Annotated in this window: 18 protein-coding genes; 10 read left to right on the top strand and 8 right to left on the bottom strand. The window is 62.3% G+C overall.

Going from position 1 to position 19,134, the window contains the following annotated elements:
* The first annotated feature begins 5 nt into the window (after positions 1 to 5).
* Both CCR95_RS06925 and CCR95_RS06920 read left to right on the top strand, forming a co-directional pair.
* The gene (locus tag CCR95_RS06925; RefSeq protein WP_201093077.1) at positions 6 to 581 is read left to right on the top strand and encodes a thioredoxin family protein; all 576 of its coding nucleotides are present in this window, start codon (positions 6 to 8) and stop codon (positions 579 to 581) included.
* A gap of 78 nt (positions 582 to 659) precedes the next feature.
* Entirely contained in the window at positions 660 to 950 is a 291-nt protein-coding gene (locus tag CCR95_RS06920; protein ID WP_201093026.1) for an acylphosphatase, read from the top strand.
* A gap of 85 nt (positions 951 to 1,035) precedes the next feature.
* Here the strand turns inward: CCR95_RS06920 and CCR95_RS06915 are convergent, their stop codons facing one another.
* The gene (locus tag CCR95_RS06915) at positions 1,036 to 1,905 is read right to left on the bottom strand and encodes a metallophosphoesterase (RefSeq protein WP_201093024.1); all 870 of its coding nucleotides are present in this window, start codon (positions 1,903 to 1,905) and stop codon (positions 1,036 to 1,038) included.
* Positions 1,906 to 2,078: 173 nt separating this feature from the next.
* Between CCR95_RS06915 and CCR95_RS06910 the strand changes: the two genes are divergently transcribed.
* Positions 2,079 to 2,498, top strand: coding sequence for a rubrerythrin family protein (locus CCR95_RS06910; protein ID WP_201093022.1), 420 nt, complete (start codon positions 2,079 to 2,081; stop codon positions 2,496 to 2,498).
* 123 nt (positions 2,499 to 2,621) lie between these two features.
* Here the strand turns inward: CCR95_RS06910 and CCR95_RS06905 are convergent, their stop codons facing one another.
* From CCR95_RS06905 to glgX, 5 genes are all read right to left on the bottom strand, one after another.
* Positions 2,622 to 4,208 carry a lytic transglycosylase domain-containing protein gene (locus CCR95_RS06905; protein WP_201093020.1) on the bottom strand — a complete coding sequence of 529 codons (1,587 nt, stop codon included), beginning with the start codon at positions 4,206 to 4,208 and terminating at the stop codon, positions 2,622 to 2,624.
* A gap of 115 nt (positions 4,209 to 4,323) precedes the next feature.
* Complete coding sequence (locus CCR95_RS06900) at positions 4,324 to 4,920, bottom strand: Maf family protein (RefSeq protein WP_201093018.1); 597 nt, start codon at positions 4,918 to 4,920, stop codon at positions 4,324 to 4,326.
* Positions 4,921 to 5,118, bottom strand: a complete 198-nt coding sequence (locus tag CCR95_RS06895; RefSeq protein WP_201093016.1) for a CPXCG motif-containing cysteine-rich protein — start codon at positions 5,116 to 5,118, stop codon at positions 4,921 to 4,923.
* Positions 5,119 to 5,165: 47 nt separating this feature from the next.
* Positions 5,166 to 6,182, bottom strand: a complete 1,017-nt coding sequence (gene gnd, locus CCR95_RS06890) for a phosphogluconate dehydrogenase (NAD(+)-dependent, decarboxylating) (RefSeq protein ID WP_201093014.1) — start codon at positions 6,180 to 6,182, stop codon at positions 5,166 to 5,168.
* 128 nt (positions 6,183 to 6,310) lie between these two features.
* Positions 6,311 to 8,392 carry a glycogen debranching protein GlgX gene (glgX, locus tag CCR95_RS06885; RefSeq protein ID WP_201093012.1) on the bottom strand — a complete coding sequence of 694 codons (2,082 nt, stop codon included), beginning with the start codon at positions 8,390 to 8,392 and terminating at the stop codon, positions 6,311 to 6,313.
* 359 nt (positions 8,393 to 8,751) lie between these two features.
* Between glgX and CCR95_RS06880 the strand changes: the two genes are divergently transcribed.
* Positions 8,752 to 9,135: a DUF2750 domain-containing protein gene (locus tag CCR95_RS06880; RefSeq protein ID WP_338115361.1), complete on the top strand. Its 384-nt coding sequence runs from the start codon at positions 8,752 to 8,754 to the stop codon at positions 9,133 to 9,135.
* A gap of 169 nt (positions 9,136 to 9,304) precedes the next feature.
* On the opposite strand, the gene CCR95_RS06875 is transcribed toward CCR95_RS06880, so the two are convergent.
* Positions 9,305 to 10,429 carry an aminotransferase class V-fold PLP-dependent enzyme gene (locus CCR95_RS06875; protein ID WP_201093008.1) on the bottom strand — a complete coding sequence of 375 codons (1,125 nt, stop codon included), beginning with the start codon at positions 10,427 to 10,429 and terminating at the stop codon, positions 9,305 to 9,307.
* Positions 10,426 to 11,823, bottom strand: a complete 1,398-nt coding sequence (locus CCR95_RS06870; protein ID WP_201093006.1) for a L,D-transpeptidase — start codon at positions 11,821 to 11,823, stop codon at positions 10,426 to 10,428. The genes CCR95_RS06875 and CCR95_RS06870 overlap by 4 nt, the downstream gene beginning before the upstream one ends.
* A 139-nt stretch (positions 11,824 to 11,962) precedes the next feature.
* On the opposite strand from CCR95_RS06870, the gene CCR95_RS06865 reads away from it, so the two are divergent.
* The 6 genes from CCR95_RS06865 to CCR95_RS06845 all read left to right on the top strand — a co-directional run.
* Complete coding sequence (locus CCR95_RS06865) at positions 11,963 to 13,237, top strand: metallophosphoesterase family protein (protein ID WP_201093004.1); 1,275 nt, start codon at positions 11,963 to 11,965, stop codon at positions 13,235 to 13,237.
* Positions 13,234 to 16,749, top strand: coding sequence for an AAA family ATPase (locus CCR95_RS06860; RefSeq protein WP_201093003.1), 3,516 nt, complete (start codon positions 13,234 to 13,236; stop codon positions 16,747 to 16,749). The genes CCR95_RS06865 and CCR95_RS06860 overlap by 4 nt, the downstream gene beginning before the upstream one ends.
* A gap of 621 nt (positions 16,750 to 17,370) precedes the next feature.
* Positions 17,371 to 18,048 carry an IS1595 family transposase gene (locus tag CCR95_RS25795; RefSeq protein WP_201093002.1) on the top strand — a complete coding sequence of 226 codons (678 nt, stop codon included), beginning with the start codon at positions 17,371 to 17,373 and terminating at the stop codon, positions 18,046 to 18,048.
* Positions 17,948 to 18,211, top strand: coding sequence for a transposase (locus tag CCR95_RS26305; protein WP_420825647.1), 264 nt, complete (start codon positions 17,948 to 17,950; stop codon positions 18,209 to 18,211). Before CCR95_RS25795 ends, CCR95_RS26305 begins: the two co-directional genes overlap by 101 nt.
* Positions 18,142 to 18,378: a hypothetical protein gene (locus CCR95_RS06850; protein ID WP_201093001.1), complete on the top strand. Its 237-nt coding sequence runs from the start codon at positions 18,142 to 18,144 to the stop codon at positions 18,376 to 18,378. Before CCR95_RS26305 ends, CCR95_RS06850 begins: the two co-directional genes overlap by 70 nt.
* A gap of 594 nt (positions 18,379 to 18,972) precedes the next feature.
* Positions 18,973 to 19,134, top strand: a 162-nt coding sequence (locus CCR95_RS06845) for an IS4/Tn5 family transposase DNA-binding protein (RefSeq protein WP_201092084.1), incomplete at its 3' end; no start/stop codon positions are given.

Raw genomic sequence — 19,134 nt, 5'->3', positions numbered from 1 at the left:
CCATGATGATTGCATTATCCGATTCTGGCCATCGATTATCGAATCGCTCCCTATTCTGGCGAAATTTGTGCTTTCTCCTGCTCTTGGTCAGCAGTGTCTCGACGGCGGCGGCCGGTGATCCTGATCAGTCTTTTTTCGACGCGACCTTCGGCGACTTCTCCGAGGAAGCCAAGACGGCCAAAGCCGAGGGTAAGAAGGGCGTCCTGCTCATGTTTGAAATGGACGAGTGCCCCTTTTGCCAGCGCATGAAAGCGACAGTTCTCAATGAGCCCGGGGTGCGTGAATATTTCAAGAAATATTTCAAAATCTTTCCCGTCGATATCGAAGGGGATGTTGAAATCACCGACTTTTCCGGCGCGGCAATGAGCCAAAAAGACTTTGCGCTCAAGTCTTATCGGGTCAGGGCAACGCCAGTATTCGCGTTTTTCGATGTAGAGGGGAATCTGATGACCAAATTCATCGGCGCAACCCGTAACTCAAGCGAGTTCATGTGGCTCGGAAATTATGTGGTCGAAGATCAATATAAGAACACCACTTTCCAGCAATACAAGCGCGAACGTCAAGCCGCTCCCGCGCAATAAGGATTGGTCGATTGCGCGCATCTTCGGGATTCACTTTAATCTGAGCGCTTGCGAGCCGCGACCCAGAGGAAACAGAGTATGGACGATTTTCAGCCGGAACACAGAGTTTGCTACCGCTGTCTCATTGGCGGTCAAGTGCAGGGAGTGTTCTTTCGAGCCGCGACCCGCGAGCAGGCGATGCGACTTGGGGTGACTGGATATGCCCAGAATCTTGCGGATGGGCGAGTGGAAGTGCTTCTCTGTGGAGATGCCGCGGTGGTTGCGCAGTTGCGTGACTGGCTGCGTACCGGTCCCGCAACAGCCAGGGTGACAGGTGTCGCCTGCGAGCCTCTTGATTATCATCCGCGCGCAGGGTTCGTGATCGATTAAACGATTCGGCGATGACGCCGTCTGGTTTTCGTGTGCGGTTGTATCGGGATCGGCATCCGCACTACTCTCCATGTGCGAAAGCGGTTCAATACCCCTTGGCGTGCGCAAGGGGTAACTCGTGTAATCCAGCAAGTCGCTCGACATGGGTCGCGAGGCGGCCATCCGGATAGATCGTCAGTTCCCGATAACCGGGTGAACGATTATCGGCTGCGAAATCAATGCTCCCCGGCAGAAACTGAATGCAGGTAGAGGGGGTTCCAAGAATCCGGCAACCGCCTCGAAAATCTGAAAACGCCTGATGAATGTGACCGAAAACCACCGCCTTGACCTGGGGGTTGCGCTCGCAGATCCCGAGCAAGTCGGCACCGTTTTCAGCGCCCATGGTATCCATCCAGGCACTCTGAATAGGCATCGGGTGATGATGGAGAAAGAGCAGTGTTGGTGCCTTGTTGTCCGATAGCAGATCGATAAGACGGTCCAGTTGTTCCCGACCCAGATGCCCGCTGTTGCGACCGGGGTCCAGTGAATCCAGAAAGATGAGATTCCAGGAATTGAGTCGCCGGATGCCAAGGGGATCCACCGCCGCGCTGCCGAGATATTTTTTCATGAGATCCCGACGATCATGGTTTCCCGCAATGCAGTAATAGGGTAATCCGGTTTCGTCGAGAGCTTGGCGCAGATAACGGTAACCGGCAGGGGATTCATCGTGGACGAGATCGCCAGTCAGGATCAGGGCATGCGCCGCCTGCCCTCCTGAAAGCGCCAGTGCCATCACGGCCTGGAAGCTTGACCGGGTCGTGATTCCAAGCAGACGCCCCGTGGGTTCCGCGAATAGATGGAGGTCGGTCAGTTGCAACAATCGCGAAGGCGCGGGAGGAGCCTTGTCGGCATGAAAAGCCTGGAGCACGCCTGCTTCCCGAGTAGGCGACAATTGCGATGGCTTGGTTTCCGACATGTGTGCTTCCAGTTCAATTCGCCAGGGTGCGATAGGGACAGTCTGTTGCTCGATGCTTTATAAAGTAAGTCTATCGGCGTCATTGGAACAAACAATTTCTTTCATCCGACGCCGACCCCTATTGTACCCATCGCAACGCCACCTAAATGTCGTCCATCACGAGGAAATCAAACATGGAACTCAAAGGCAGCAAAACTGAGAACAGCCTCAAAGAAGCGTTCGCGGGGGAGTCGCAGGCGAATCGGCGTTATCTCTATTTTGCAGCGAAGGCGGATGTTGAAGGCTATAACGATGTGGCTGCCGTCTTCCGTTCCACGGCGGAGGGCGAAACCGGTCATGCACATGGTCATCTGGAATATCTCGAAGCCGTCGGCGATCCTGCAACCGGCTTACCGATCGGTCCCACTGGCGCGAACCTGAAAGCGGCGATCGCCGGAGAGACCCACGAATATACCGATATGTATCCAGGGATGGCCAAAACGGCGCGTGAAGAGGGTTTCGACGAAGTTGCCGATTGGTTCGAGACACTCGCGAAAGCGGAACGTTCCCATGCAAACCGCTTCCAGAAAGCGCTCGATAATCTTGATGCCTGACCATCCCGGTCACCATTCGGATCGTCGGGATAAAGGGGCGCCAGGCGCCCCTTTATCTACTGACGGACGATCAATCGAGGCTTGTCAGGGAGGCGTTTCTAACGCCGGTCGGGTGGGCGTGGTTCAAATGCCGACTTTCAGCTTCTGCCCTGCTTGAATGTTGTTGTCGTTCGAACTCATTTTGTTGAGGCGACGCAGTTCGGCGACAGACAGGCCGTTCAGCAGCGCCACCCGATAGAGCGTTTCCTGCGGTTTCACGACATGATAACGGACCTCGTTGGTTGTCCGTGTCTCAGGCTTCGGTTTCGCCTTGTTGGCCGCGATCCGTGGCTCTGGCGCGGGCTTCTTTGTGTTTGACGCCGTTCGTGTCGCGGGCGTCGGTTTCGTTTTGGATGGAGATGTTTTGGCCATCGCAACGGTGGGTTGGAATTTTTCCTGCCTCGGCGCCGCCTTGGGCTCACGCGCCAGCAGGATCGGAGCCGAGATCGGCGGAGGCTGGCTTGCAACGCGCTTCATGGAGCCTTGCGGTAGCCAGACGGTGCTGCCGGCGGGCAGGAAGGCGCTTCCATCGCGGACCGCGCCACGCCAATGCAGGTTCAGATCCGCAAGGCGGCTGGCGGACGCCCCATAGTGCTGCGCCACATGCTCGGCTGGCATGCTGTGATGCAGAACCAGACGGTCATAGGCCCAAGGCGCTTCATAGTTGACGCCTTCGGGGAAGTAACGTTTGGCGTTACTGGCCACTTCGCGGGCAGCGATGAACTCGGCATAGTAGTTCCGCGAGGCAAAGCCGAATGCCTTGCCGTCATAGTTTTCGACAATGCGACCGATATCGTTGCCGTGTTGCGACCTGGCCTTCGCCATACCGCCCTGGCCGTGATTGTAGGAAGTGATGGCGAGGGGCCAGCTACCCAGTCTGCGATGCGCCTGCGACAGATAACGTGCGGCGCCGTCAGCGGCCAGGATGGGGTCGTAGCGCTCGTCGACGCGATCGTTGACGGTCATGAAGCTGCGCCCGGTGGCGGGCATGAACTGCCACACGCCGCAAGCGCCCGCGCTGGATTTGGCATTGGTTTGATAGGACGATTCCACATGCGGAATATAGGCCAGATCCTCGGGCAGGCCGTGGCTTTTCATGATCTCGCGAAAGGCGGGTTCGTAACGGCCGCTGATCTCGACGCTCCGCCGAAAACGCTCGCGCAGACCGCGCTGGGCACGCAGCCGATCCGATGCCCCGTAGAGCGCGGCGACGCCGCCGTCCTTCTCGTACTTGGCGAGTAATTCCTTATCGCTTGGAGTCAAAGTCTGGCCGGTCCGCACCCGCTCCTCCAGCATCTTGAGCCGACTGGCGTGATAGCCGGTGCGCGAATCCAGCCAGGCTTTTTGGGAGGCGCTGTAGCCGGCCTGGATCGGTCCGGGGATCCTGCTGACCTCGTAGATCACGCCCAGGTGTTCGTCATCGTGGATCGCGACCTCGCCCCGGCTCCAGATGCCGTAGACGTGGCGCCAGAAATCCACGTTGTCCTGAATCTCCGGCGGAACCGGGAAGGTTGACGAGTCGCCCGGATCGCGCTGAATCTGAACGGTGTCTCGCCCGCTATTGTCGCGTTCGCCGCCGCCAGAGCCGGCGCAGCCGTTCAGGACGATCAGGACCAGAAGCGAGATGGGGAATACCCAGGCATAACGGGCATGAATGGATTCAGGACGCATGTTCGCGGCTCCTCTTGAGGTGTCAAGACCCGCTATCGGGCCCCTCATAAGCAGCATGAAGTATCGTTCACAATGCCACGTTTGGCAATGTGAATCCCCAATCAGCCGCGTCAAATCATGCGCCCAGTGGGAAGATTCCGACGGACTCCAGCAAGTGGATCAGGCGAATCATCGGCAGTCCGATCAGCGCGTTGGGATCCTCGCCTTCCAGTCGCTCGAACAAGGCGATCCCAAGCCCCTCCGATTTGAAACTGCCCGCGCAGTCGTAGGGCTGTTCGCGGTCCAGATAGCCCTCGATCCGCTGCCGCCCGAGAGGGCGGAAATGCACCCGGAAGGGTTCGACCAGCGTTTGCGCCTGACCACTGCGGGCATCCAGCAGACAGAGACCGGTTTGAAAAAGCACGCTCCGTCCCGAAGCGCGCTCAAGTTGCGCGATCGCCGCGTCGCGGCCGAGCGGCTTTCCAAGGACAGCGTCGTCGAGACAGGCGACCTGATCCGAGCCGATGATGAACGCATCCGGATGCGCCGGGGCGACCGCGCGCGCCTTGGCCTCGGCCAAGCGCAGAACCAGCACCTGAGGCGGCTCGTCCGGTCGGCGCCGCTCATCCACATCCGGTGAGGCGGTGCGAAAGGTCAGGCCCAACCGCGCGAGCAGCGCGCGGCGATAGGGAGAGGTCGAGGCTAGCACCAGCGGTGGTTGAGTGGTGTGCATTCAGTCACCTTCCCGCGCGAGCGTGACCAGGAGTTCCGCGTCGGGATCTTCGCCGAGTCGAACAGTCACGACGATGGGCGCGCAACAGACCTGACAATCTTCCACGTAGCTTTGATTGCCGGGGCTGAGGTCGACGTCGATGTCGATCGGCGCGGCGCACCAGGGACAGTCGAGCCGAAGGGTTTCGATGGGATTCATGATCGCGCTCCGAATCTCTCTTTTCCGCCGCGCCAAATTGGGCTGTATCAATCCGCCGGCTTCTCGTGATGCCCGCCGAACTGATAGCGCATCGCGGACAGGATCTGATTGGCGAAATCGCCTTCGCCGCGGGAGCTGAAACGCTCATAGAGCGCAGTGGTGAGCAAGGGGGCGGGAGTTCCGGTTTCGAGTGCCGCGAGACAGGTCCAGCGACCCTCGCCGGAGTCCGAGACGCGCCCGCCGAAGCCTTTCAGTTCTGGATCCTCCGCCAGTGCGTTGGCGGTCAGGTCGAGCAGCCAGGAGGCGACCACGCTGCCGCGGCGCCAGACCTCGGCGACCTCGGCGAGATCGAGGTCGTATTGGTAGTGTTCCGGATGGCTGAGCGGAGCGGTCTCGGCGTCGGTCGCGCGATCCTGTCGGCCGACCCCGGCATGCTTGAGGAGATTGAGACCTTCCGCATAGGCACCCATGAGGGCGTATTCGATGCCATTATGGACCATCTTGACGAAGTGTCCGGCCCCATTGGGTCCACAGTGGAGATACCCCATCTCAGAGCGGCTGACCGGTCCGGAGCGGCCCGCGGTGCGCTCGATGCCGCCGGCGCCGGGTGCCAGGGACGCGAAGATGGGATCGAGCCGCTCGACGACCGGCATCTCGCCGCCGATCATCAGGCAGTAGCCGCGCTCCAGCCCCCAGACGCCGCCGCTGGTGCCGCAGTCGACGTAGTGGATGCCCGCCAGCGCGAGGCGCTCGGCGCGGACCAGATCCTCGCGATAATGGGAGTTGCCGCCATCGATCAGGGTGTCGCCGGGCGACAGATGAGGTAGCAGTCCCTTGATGACGGAGTCCACGGCACCGGCGGGAACCATGATCCAGAGATGGCGCGGTTTCTCCAGTTTGGTGCAGAAATCCGCTAGATCCGAGGTGCCGATGGCGCCTTCCGCGACCAATCCTTCCAGGGAAGCAGGCTTGCGGGCGTAGACGACGCACTGGTGGCCCGCGCGTAACAGACGGAGCACCATGTTCGAGCCCATCCGGCCAAGGCCGATCATTCCGATTTGCATAAGCCTGTTGCTCCTGAAATGTGGATGAACCTGAAGTAAGCAGAATTCCGCTTGCCTGCGAGACGGTTTTAAGGCGGTTTCCGGGGTCGATTCAATCCATAAACATCGCATACCGCGCCGGGCGCGGTTTAAGCACGATCCCTTGCTTCGAGCACGACAACGGAACGCGAACCGAGTTTGAGGCGGCCAGCCGGCAGGGGGCGCTGAGCGTCCGGTTCGACGACGCTCGGTTCGGACGCGGTGTCGACCGCTAGGCACCAGCGCAAACCCGCCACGGCTGGCAGCGCGAATTCCAGCGACTTCAGCCCCATGTTCATCATGATGTGCAACGGCGGTTCGTCCGCGTCGATCCCCGCCAGGGTGAAGGCCAGCGCGCGGTTGTCGGGGTCGTCCCAGTTCGGCGCTTCGAGTCCGACACCATGCCAGGTAATGTCAGGCAGGGTCTGCCCGTTGGCCGGCTTGCCGGTCAGGAAACGGTTGCGGGTCAGGGTCGGATGGCGCCGGCGCAGGGCGATCATGGCGCGCACGAACTTCAGCATGTCGCGGTTGGTTTCCACCAGCCCCCAATCCGACCAGGAAAGTTCGTTGTTCTGGCAGTAGCTGTTGTTGTTGCCTAGCTTGCTGCGCATCACTTCGTCGCCGGAGAGCAGCATGGGGACGCCCTGACTCAGCATCAGGAGACTGACGAAATTGCGTGCCTGGCGCCGGCGCAGGGTCAGGATCGCGGGATCATCGGTCGGTCCCTCTTGGCCGCAGTTCCAACTGATATTGTGGTCGCTGCCGTCGCGATTGTCCTCGCCGTTGGCGGCGTTGTGTTTTTCGTCATAACTCACCAGATCGTGAAGGGTGAAGCCATCGTGACAGGTGACGAAGTTGATGGAATTCAGGGGGAGTCGTCCACGACTTCCGTACATGTCGCTGGAGCCGGTCAGTCGGGTGGCGACCTCGGGAACCAGTCCGGGGTCGCCCCGGACGAAGCCGCGGATCACATCCCGATAGCGGCCGTTCCACTCGGCCCAGCGATAGCCGGGGAAGTCGCCGACCTGGTACAGACCGGCGGCGTCCCAGGCCTCGGCGATGATGTGCGCCCGGCTCAGGCTGGGCGAGAGTTCGGTGGCCCAGAGCACCGGGGCATGATACTGCGGGTTACCGTCCTCGCCGCGGGCCAGCGCGCTGGCGAGATCGAAGCGGAACCCATCCACATGCATCCGTCGCACCCAGTAGAGCAGTGCATCGACCAGAAAGCGCGTGACCATCGGGTGATTGCAGTTCACCGTGTTACCGCAGCCTGTGTAGTCCCGATAGCGCCGCCGGTCCTCGAAGTCCAGGTGGTAGAACATCTCGTTGCCGAGCGCCTTGAAGCTGATGGTCGGCCCGTCCTCGCCGCCCTCGGCGGTGTGGTTGAAGACCACGTCCAGGATCACGCCGATCCCGGCCCGGTGGAACGCCTTGACCATGTCTCTGAATTCGTCGCGGGCGCGGCTAGGCGTAACGGTAAAGGAGGGGTGTGGCGCGAAGAAACTGTGGGTGCTGTAACCCCAGTAATTCTCCAGTCCGAGACGGGCGGTCGCGGGCGGCACGTCCTGATGATCGAAGGCCATGACCGGCATCAGTTCCACATGCGTGATGCCAAGATCCCGCAGGTAAGGAATCTTCTCGATCACTCCCGCGAAGGTTCCCGGATGCGTCACGCCGGACGAGGGATGGCGGGTGAAACCGCCGACATGCATCTCGTAGACGATGGAATGATTGAGCGGGATATGGATTGTCTGGTCGCCCTCCCAATCGTAATCGTCGCGCACCACCTGCGCGCGCATCGCGGTGGCCAGGTTGTTCCCTGGACGACAGGCCGCTTCCCGATTCCACAGCCGATTGCTGACGGTCGTCGCCCAGGGATCCAGCAGGGCTTTTTCGCCATCGATGCGACAGCCGGTCTCGCGGGTCTCGCAGCGCCCGTCCGCGCGCCAGTTGTAATAGATTCCGTCGGGCAGATCCTCGATCAGAATGTGCCAGAAAAAGAAGGTGCGGTTGATCTCGGGATCGAGACGAATGATTGTCGCTGGCGCGATGCTGTCGTCGCGCTCGAACAGCAAGAGTTCCATGGTCTCGGTGTAGCGCGAGAAGACACAGAAATTGACGCCACCCTCAACGACGGTGGCGCCGGCATTGTCCCAGGTTCCGGTCCGGACGCGGTATCCTTCGAGCCTCATCGTGTCTGCTCCAGCATGTTGTCATCGACGTGTTATTTGAGCATGCCAGGAACCAGCAGATAACCGATCACCGTTCCTACGAGGATGCCCAGGATCGCCCCAAGCAGGATTCCATACCATTTCACGGCTTCACCTTCATCTTGCTCTTGATCGGATGGCGGTATTGTGGGGCTCCGGGGTTCGGATAGACAAGCCTCGGGATGCGATTGGCGCAAGGGATGGGATCGGCAATGGATGACGTGTGCATGGTCCGTTCATCTTTCTCGCGTGCCGCACGGCTGATACAGTGCGGGGTCAAATGCCGTGACCACGGCGTCCGCAACCTGCAATAAAGGGTAACCCGTTCGATGAGCGCTCCATTGTCCGCCTCTGAGTTATCTGGCGTGTTCAGCCAGCCGGCTCCTGATCGCTATACTTTTTTTCTGACCGAGGCGACCTTGCAAGACAAGGTCTGGACACTCAAGGGCGCTGGCGGTTTCGTGACTTTCAGCGATGAAGAGGGCAGGGACTGTTTTCCCTTCTGGCCCGCTCCTGAGTTTGCCGATGCCCTGGCCAATGACGACTGGTCGGATTGCGAGGCGGAGCCGCTGGCGCTCGCAGTCTTCATGGAACGCTGGCTGACCGGCATGACCCGGGATGGCCGTCTGGTTGCCGTGTTCCCGGCGCCGGACGGCTCCTGCATCGTCATGGATCCGCTGACCCTGCTCCAGGATCTGGAGGAAGAGCGGAATCAGACCGATTGACCTGAAAAGAGCTTCCAGCTTCCAGCCTCCAGCTCTTGGAAATCATCACATTCGCCATTGGGCAAGAGCTGCCGAGGTTCACCCATTGGGTGAACGCATCAACCAGCGAAAACCTCGATAAACCAATGGCTGGAGGCTGGTCGCTGGCGGCTGAATGCTCTTTCTGGGATTAAAGGTCCAGCAGATCGTCGACGATGGTCATGGCCCTTTCGATGACGTCAAGCGGGGTATGGAAGTGCGGCGAAAAACGAATCCCGCCGCCCCGTTGAGCACAAAGCACCCGTCGCTGCATAAGATCGCGATACAGCCGGTCGGCGGGCGCGCCCGGCACGCGGAAGGTGACAATGCCGGCACGTCGATCGGGGTCGCGCGGGGTGAGTAGCTCGAAGCCGCGCTGGTCGATCAGCGCGATCAACTGTTCTGTGCGTGCTTGCAGCAGACTCCAGACCCGCTCCAGACCGACCTCTTCCAACAACGACAGACTGGCCTCCAGGGCATGGATGCCCAGCAGGTTCGGGCTGCCGCACTCAAAGCGCCGGGCATCGGCGGCGGGTGTCCAGTCAGGACGCTCGAAGTCGCCGGGATGCTCGACCATGCGCCAGCCAAACTGACGCAGGGTCAGGGTCGCGCGCCGTTCGGGTCGGACATAGAGCAGGGCGACACCTTCTGGTCCCAGCATCCATTTGTGACCGTCGGCCACCACGAAATCCGCCTGACTGGACGTGAGATCGAAGGGCAGGGCGCCGAGCCCCTGGATGGCGTCGACGCAGAACAGAATGTCTCTGGCGCGACAGAAGGCCCCGATCCGCTCCAGGTCGAGCCGCAGCCCGCGACCATATTGCACCCAACTCACGGCAATCATCCGCGTGCGCCGGTCGCAGAGCGCCATGAGCTCGGCCTCGGGATCGCTGGACCGTTCCAGATCCAGGGCACGCCAGGTCACTCCCCGGTCAGCCAATGACTCCCAGACGATACGGTTGGACGGGAATTCCTGCGCGATGCCGACCAGGTTGTCGCCGTCTTGCCACGGGAGCCCGTGCGCGATGATCGACAGCGCCTCCGAGGTATTCTTGGCCAGCGCGATGTCGTCGGGCGAGTCCGCCGCGATCAGCCGGGCCAGACGCTCGCGCAGTCGCTGCTCGGTGACGAGCCAGCGCGGATAGTCGAGCGACCCCTGATGGAAGTTCTCCTCGGCGAACCGCGCGACCGCCTCCGCCGCCCGTCTGGGCCAGGGTCCGACAGCGGCATGATTCAGGTGGCAGAGATCGGGTTCGAGCTGAAATTCTGATCTCATCCCGCTGGGTTTTCCGGCGTGCTGGCCGGAGCCGGGGCGACCGATGCCGGCGTTGGAGCAGTTTGCACGGGTGCGCTGGGGGCCGGGGCGGGAGCCGCGTGCTCGGGCGTGGGCGCCGGTGACGCCGGGCCGGACGGCGCGACAGGCGGCGGAGTCGTTGGCGCGACCTGCGCGGGATTGGCCGGTGCCGGTGCCGCTGGCGAGGGACTGGTCGGTTCCGTCGGCGCGGCGGTTGGTAACGGAGCTGTTGGGCCGACCGGCGCGACGGGGGTTGACACCGCCTGAGTCGGCGCAGGGGAGATCGGGGAGACTGGCGGCGGAGCGGGAGGCGCAATCGGTGCCAGAGCGGACGCAGGCAAGCCGGTCGTCGCCGGGATTGGCGAGACATCGGAAACCGACGGTACTGGCTGACCGGATGCCGGGGAGACGGGATCGACACGCAAGTGGGTTTCGCTTGCCGCAGGCGGCGCGGCAGGCTGGACGGTCGCCTCTTTCGCTACGGCCTGTGACTCGATGGCTTCGCCAGCGGGCGTCATGGCGAGGGGCGCGGTTGTCGCGGAATCCGCAGGTGTTGGTGCTGGCTGGGTGTTAGCGGCGACCGGCCGCACCCTGGTCGCCTCGGTGGCCTTCTTCGCGGCGATCCGCCGTTGTTCGGTGGCTTGTTTTGCGGCGATGGCACGCTGCTTTTCAAGATAATTGCCGTAATCCGGGCCGCGTCCCACGATCGCGACCTGGGTGCCCGGGGTCACATGATTGAACAGCACCGGTGCCAGCTTACGTGGCATGCGAATGCAACCATGGGACGCCGGCTGTCCGGGACGCGGGATCGGCCCCGCGTGCAGACCGACGCCGTCATGGGTCAGACGCATAAAAAAGGGCATGCTGGAACCCTCGAAACGGCCGCCGGCGGGGATCGAATCACGCCCGACCTTGACGCTCGATTTCATCACCTGGCCGCCTTTCCCGACGACCTTGCCATAGAGATTGGAACGCTTGTTCTCAACCTTCTCGATGACCGAAAACTGCCCGGTCGGGGTTGGGTATTTGGCAACGCCCGTGGCGACCGTACTCCAGCCAATCTCATCGTCGCCCGCATAGAAGCGGGCCTTTTGCTTGTCGGTGTCGACCACGATCCGCGTCACCCGGCGGCCATCGCCATTCCACTCGTAAAGAGGGCTGGGTTTCAGCTTGACTTTCTCGATGGGTTCCTGCTCGGCGGCCGGCGGTGGAGACGGTTGTTCGGCCACCGCGGACTCGGCTGGCTTTTGTTCCGGCTTGGCGACAAAACGGGCGAGCCCGTCGCAGGCCGTCAGCGTCAGGATGAGCATGGAGCCAAGTGCAACCTTGAACAAGCTCAGGGTGAAGGGATGTCTTGGTGTCTGGTCATTCGTCATCGCTGTGATTCCCCGGTTTCGCGGGCACCCAAATGGCATTGTGATTTCTCAATGGTGTCTAGGATAGCGCGCGAATGGCGCGATGGCACTATTATGCGTCGTGTTCGACATTCAATCAGACCCTCGCGGGGAGGAATCGTTGAAGTTCATTCATGCGGCGGACGTTCATCTCGACAGCCCGTTACGCGGACTCGAACGCTATGAAGGCGCTCCCGTGGAAGACTTGCGCGGGGCGACCCGGCGGGCCTTCGAGAATCTGGCGGACCTGGCGCTCAACGAGGCAGTCGATTTCGTGTTGCTCGCGGGCGATCTCTACGATGGCGATTGGAAGGATTACAACACCGGTCTCTTTTTCTCGCGCCAGATGGCCCGGCTGCGCGAGGCTGGGATTCAGGTGCTGGTAATCGCCGGCAATCATGACGCGGCAAGTCAGATCACCCGCATGCTGCGCCCGCCGGAGAACGTGAAGATCTTCTCGACCCGCGAGCCCGAGACCCTGATTCTGGAATCGCTCGGAGTGGCCGTGCATGGCCAGGGTTTTGCGACCCGCTCGGTCACCGAGGATCTGACGCGCGCCTATCCCCTGGCGGATCCGGATCTGTTCAACATCGGTTTGCTGCATACCTCGCTGGACGGTCGCCCCGGTCACGAGCCCTATGCCCCCTGCGGTCTTGACGGGCTGCTGTCGCGTGGCTATCAGTACTGGGCGCTCGGGCATGTCCACCAGCGCGAGATCGTCGTGGAGGATCCCTGGGTGGTCTTTCCGGGGAATCTCCAGGGGCGCCACGCCCGTGAGACCGGATCCAAGGGTTGTTCGTTGGTGCGCGTCGAGGATGGACGGGTCGCCGGCATCGAGCACCTGTCGATGGACGTGGTGCGCTGGGCGGCGTGTCCAGTGGATTTGACCGATGCCGCGACCCTGGACGAGGTCTATGACCGGGTCGAGCCCGTCTTGCGAGCCGCCGCCAGTCACGCCGGGAACCGCCTGCTGGCGGCGCGTCTCCGGCTCATCGGTCCCTGCGCCATCCATGCCCGGCTCCGCGCCAAGCGGGAGCAGGTGGTCAACGCCTGCCGCGCACTGGCGGACAGCGTCGGAACCGGCGATCTCTGGGTGGAAAAAGTGCAGATCGACACCCAGGGCACTCTGTCCGAGTTGCCCTCTCTAGCGCGCAACGACGCCTTCGGCGGGCTGTTGCGCGCGATCCGGGATCTGGAACTGCAACCCGAGCGCCTCGCGTCCCTGCTGGAAGACGTTGCCGAACTGGGCGCCAAGCTGCCGGCGGAGCTGCGGGCCGGGGAGGACGCCTTCGATCCGACTCAGACACCGGCCCTCCAAGCCTGCCTGGAGGACATCAAATCGCTGCTGCTCGATCGTCTCCTGGGCCAGGATGGCGATCACGGGGGGACCGAGTGAAGATCCTGGATCTGCATCTGCGCGCCTTCGGGCCATTCACTGATCGCCATCTGGATCTGAGCGGCGGCCAGCATGGTCTGCACCTGATCTTCGGACCCAACGAGGCCGGGAAAAGCTCGGCGCTACGCGCGCTCAAGGCGCTGCTCTTCGGGATCCCGGAGCGCACTCAGGACGATTTTCTGCATCCCAGACAGAACTTGCTCGTTGGTGGACGTTTTCGGGGACCGGATGGCAACGAACTCCTCTGTTTTCGCCGTAAAAAGCGCAAGAACTCGCTCCTGAACGGCGAGGACAAGCCGATCGCCGACGACAGCCTGGCGCGCCTGCTCGGCGGTGTCGATGAGCGACTGTTTGAGCGTCTGTGCGGGATCGATCATGAGAGTCTGGTCTCCGGCGGTCAGGCGCTGTTAGCCGAGCGGGGCCGGGAGGCCGAGGCGCTGTTCGGGAGCGGATTGGGGAGTGTCGATCTCCATGCGATTCTCAAACGGCTCGATCAGGAGGCCGGTGACCTGTTCGTGCCGCGCGGATCCAAGCCGTCGATCAACGCCGGATTGACTCGACTGGCCGCGATCGAACGTGAGCAGCGCGCGGCACAGCTCTCGGCCCGCGACTGGGACGAGACGCGTAAAGCCGTCGATCAGGCCCGGCATCGCCTGTCCGAGCTGGACGACGAACTGGCCCAGGCGACCCGACAGCGCAGTCGTCTGGAACGCATTCGTCGCACCTTGCCGGACCTGGCCCGGCGCGACGGGCTGCTCGAACAGCTCGCCTCGCTCGGGGAGACGCCGAACCTGTCCGAAGATTTCCCCCGGCGACGCGAGACCGCGATCGCCAAGCGCGTGCTCGCGGCCGCGAGCCAGTCAGGCGCTCGGGCGCGTTGCGCCGACCTCCAGGGCAAGGCCGCAACCCTCGCCGTCTCCGAGGATCTGCTGGCCGAGGCCGTGGTCATCGACGATTTGCGCGCGCGTCTGGGCAGCCACCGCAAGGCCGCCCAGGACCGACCGGCGCTCGTGATCAAGCGCGGCACGGGAGAGGGGCGGGCCGCCGCGCTGCTGGCCCAGATTCGCCCCGGCCTGACCCTGTCCGAGGCGCCTGGACTGACTCACTTGCTCAATCGCCGGCGCCGAGTGACCGAACTAGGGGGGAGCCGGGAGGCCCGCGCCGTCGCCGTCGAGCAGGCGCGAACCAAATTGGCCGAGACCGCGCGCACGCTGGCCGGCAAATGCGCGGCGCTCGCGGAACGGCCAGCCAGTCCGTCGCTGGAAGGGTTGCACCGCGCCATCGAGGAGGCTCGGCGCGCGGGCGATCTGGATCGCTCGATGGCGGAGACCTTGGCCCGGATTCAGCGTCACGACGAGGAATGCGGGCGTGAGCTGGCCGCGCTGGGTCTCTGGAAGACCGACCTGGCCGCGCTGCGCCGCGCGCCTCTGCCAAGCGCGGAGACCGTCGAACGCTTCGTCGCGGAATTCCAGGGCCTGGACGAGGCCAGACGGACCCTGGAGAAAACCCGCGCGGAGGCGCAAGCCGAGCGCCAGCGGATCGAGGAGTCGCTGCGCGTCTTCCAACTCGCCGGCGCCGTGCCGTCGGAGGGCGACCTTGACCAGGCGCGCGCCCGTCGCGACCAGGACTGGCGACGCATCAGACGACAGTGGCTGGAAGGCGCGGAGATGAGCGCCGAACTCAAGAGCCAGGGAGCCGGGGCGACGCAGGCGGATACCTTTGAAACCGCGGTGTCGACGGCCGACGAGGTCGCCGACCGGCTCCGCCGCGAGACCAAGCGGGTCCATGAACGCGCCACGGCCCAGGCGCGGCTGGAGACCTGTGAACAAGGGCTCGCCGAGACTGAACAGGTGCTGGCGTCGCTGAACGAGACCCGGACGGTCCTCCAGGAATCCTGGCGGGCGGCCTGGTCGCCGAGCGGACTCGAACCGCTACCGCCCCGCGAGATGCTGCACTGGCTCGCCAAGGCATCGCGATTGAACGAGCGGGCGGGGCAGGGCGATCAACTCCGGGCGGATCTGATCGATGCTGGGAAGGCTCGGGAGATGCATGCCGAAAGCCTGTCCGCCGCACTGACCCTGCTCGGGTTAGCCGTCACCGTGGCGGTGCCGGATCCGGGGCTGAACCTGCTGCTCAACCAGGCCGAGACGCATCTGGACGCGCTCATGGAGACCCAGCGTCAGCGCGCCCTGCTGGAAAAGACGATCGCGGAGCTTCAGGACAGTCAGATGCGCCTCGAACTGGAGGTCAAGGCCAGGGAAGACGAGCAGGCGGTCTGGTCGACGGCGTGGGCGGCGCTGATGGACGAACTCGGTTTGCCCAGCGATGCGAGCCCCGGAGATGCCTCCGATTATCTCAAGACCCTTGATGACAGCCTGAAACAGATCCAGGATGCCGAGGAATTCCGCGCCCGGATCGAGGGGATCGACGCCGACGCGGCTGACTTCCAGCGGCGCGCCGGCGCGCTGCTGGCGAGACTCGCGCCCGATCTCTTGGAGCGGCCGATCGAGGAAGGCGTCAACCAATTGAACGAGCGGCTTGTCAGGCAACGCGAAGACCGGAGCCGACTCGACGAGCTGCAGCGGCAGTTGCGGGGAGCCGAGGAAGAAATCCGACGGGCCGAGGCCGACATCCAGATTGCCACCGCGCTCCTCGCCGAACTTTGCCGCGAGGCCGGCTGCGAGACCCCCGAGCAACTGGTGGCCGTCGAGCAGCGCGCCCAGTCGCAACGCCAACTGCGGCGGCAACTCGCCGAGATCGAATCCGGGCTGATGACCGCGGGAGACGGTCTCGGGATCGACGCCTTGCGGGAAGAGGCCGGCCGCATCGACCGTGACGCCGTGCTCGCCGATCTGAAAGCCATCGAGGCACGGATCGAAAACGAACTGCGTCCGCGACAAGCCAGCCTGCTCGAAGCCAAACTGGATGCCGAGCGTCAATTCACCGCCATGGCCGGTGACGATCGGGCCGCGGCCTTGGCCGAGGAGGCGCAGCAGACACTCTCGAGCCTGCGCGCCCAGGCGGAGCAGTACGTCCGGGTCAAACTGGCATCGCGCATCCTGCGCGATGAAATCGAGCGTTTCCGCCGTCAGCACCGCGACCCGATCCTGACCCGCGCCAGCGGCTACTTCGCCCAACTCACCTGTCACGCCTTCAGCGCCGTCGAGACCGACTTCGACGAGCCCGATCAACCCGTTCTGGTCGGTCAGCGCGCGACGGGCGGCTGGCTGCGGGTCGAAGGCATGAGCACCGGCACCCGCGATCAATTCTATCTGGCCCTGCGGCTCGCCAATCTCGATCATCATCTGAACGATGCCGATCCGCTGCCATTCATCGTCGACGATATCCTCATCCAGTTCGACGACGCGCGCGCCCAAGCCACGCTTGGCGCCTTGATGGAGTTTTCCGCCAGAACCCAGGTCATCCTCTTTACGCACCACCAACGGGTGGTCGAACAGGCCCGGGATCTGGACCCGACGGGCGAACGGGTGCTGGTGCATGACTTGCGGTGAGTGAGGCGGATTCCAGGCTGAAGGAGGGCTGCGACTTCCGCATGCGTCAGGACTGTCGGCAGGCGTCGCGGGTGCTTGGCTCGCGCGAACTCGCCCGGATTCAGATCCTCGCGCCGCAACACCTCCCGATAGAGAAACACCTTTGCGTCCCAATTCGGCGAGGTAGGCATCCACGTTGTCGGGAGATTGAGCCGCGAGTTTGCGGTCTAGATAGGCCGCGATGTACTGCTCCAAACGTATCACCATCCAGCGGTCGGATGGAGGTTTAATGCCTGATTCGTAGAGCTTTTGTAGCTATCGATTCCAGAAGTGGCGGACTTTTCCCTCATGGGTTGACGGGTTTTGCGTCGTGGCTTACTCTCCGGCGAAACGTCACGGAACGCGGAACCTAAGGCGGAAAAGCCCGCCAGCGCCGACCGCGATAGTTTTGGCAGCGTGATCATCGATCCGGCTACCTGTACGGAGCTTAAATCGAATACCTATCCGATCGGCACGCTGTAATGCATGGGAAACAATAAAATAGGTGATTAGCCCTCTTCCTCAGCCAAAGCCCTGATCCGGACACTAAACGGCCAGCCGGGTATCTAATGAGATATCCGGAGCACGACGCGGAGAGACGCCATGGCCATCAACCGCATTCAGTTGCAACCGGGGTTGTCGCTGACGACCTTCCTGGAGCAGTACGGTACCGAGGCGCCGTGCGAAGCAGCGCTGGAGCGGTGGCGTTGGCCCGAGGGCTTCGTCTGCCCGCGCTGCGAGGGACGGGTCGCGTCGCGCTTTCAGCGTGGTTATCTGACCCTGTGGCAATGCCACGGTTGTGGTCACCAGACCTCTTTGATCGCGGGCACGGTGTTCGAGTCCACGCACCTGCCGCTGACGACCTGGTTTCAGGCGACCTTTCACCTGACACAAGCCAAGAACGGGGTCTCGGCCCTGGAATTGAAGCGGCTGCTCGGGGTGAACTACAAGGCGGCCTGGCGGTTGAAACACAAGCTTATGCAAGTGATGGATGAACGTGAGTCGGATCGCATTCTGCACGGCCGGGTCGAAGTCGATGACGCCTACCTGGGTGGCGTGCGCGCCGGCCAACGGGGGCGCGGCGCCGAAGGCAAAGTCCCTTTTGTCATCGCCGTCGAGACCGATCCCAACGACCCCGTTTCCTGCGCCTGGACCCACTGTCGGATTCAGCAAGGCCGCGTTGCTGGAATGGGCTCAACAGGCTCTCACGCCGAGTGCGCTACTGGTCTCCGATGGATTGGCGTGCTTCGTCAGTGCCGGCGAGTGGGCGGCGGGACATGAGCGCGTGGTCGTCGGGGTCCGCAAGAGTTCCGAGTTGGAGCGTTTTCACTGGGTCAATACCCTGCTTGGCAACCTGAAAAACGCACGCTGGCCTTGGCCGAGATCCAGAAGAAGGGCGTGGTGCAGTGGAAACAGGACGCCGGCGATCACCGCCGCAGCCTAGCCGAAAATGTCCTGTACCGCCGCCTCAAACAGCTCGTCGGGGAGGCGGTCGCCTCACGCCTGTTCGACGCCCAGGTGAACGAAGTCCACGCCCGAATCGCCGCGATGAATCAAATGACCTCTCTGGGGAGGCCGATCTCGGTGCGGGTTGGGGTCGCTGCGTCCTGAAAAAATGGGGAAAGGGGAATACTGTCCTGCGGTTTCTTTATGCACCAACGCCCTTTGCCTTTCATGATGGAGAGGAAATTGGCCCGAAGATGCTATCAAGAATTGCAAAATATACGGGGCTGGAACCATCGGATCTTTGAAAGCAACGGCTAACAAGCGGTTAAAGAGCGGACCCCGCAGACAGCGCGGCACTCATTCTGCCAGATATTTCCAGCGGGGCCGCTTAATTCTACTTTGTTAACTTTGACTGTCGCATAAATTAATGAATTTTAAGTTATTTTTTATTAGGCGCAATAAATCTTCATTTACTATGCCCCTATTGAAGATAGATGTTGGCGGTTTATGGGTGATTATAGGCGCTCAACGCGCCACTAGAACCCTATTGTTTATGTGTATTTTTGTTTATTATCATAAAATTTAAACACTTAAAGATTTTTTGAAGGTAACAAAGTAGAAGTAGGAAGCGGTGAGGTACGAACCGCATCCGAGCGGGTCAGACGGGTATACTCGGGTGACGTCAAGCCCATCCCATTACACACAACTCCCCGTGTGCGGGTAAAATAGGTTTGAGCATTCACGTTCATTGGGGATCGCATGGGCTGGGCAGAAGACGAATTTCGCGGGATCGCTCTGGGCGACGCGCGCCGCGATCGGCGGGTGGTTCAATTGGTGGAGCGTCTGGCCGAGCGACCCACGGCGAGCATTCCGGGCGCGTGTCATGGTTGGGCGGAGACCCAGGCGGCGTCTCGCTTTCTG

It is taken from the genome of Thiocystis minor (assembly GCF_016653465.1).
Taxonomy (GTDB): Bacteria; Pseudomonadota; Gammaproteobacteria; order Chromatiales; family Chromatiaceae; genus Chromatium; species Chromatium minus.
The sequence above is the reverse complement of the archived record's forward strand: the minus strand, read 5'-3'. Positions and strand labels throughout refer to the sequence as shown.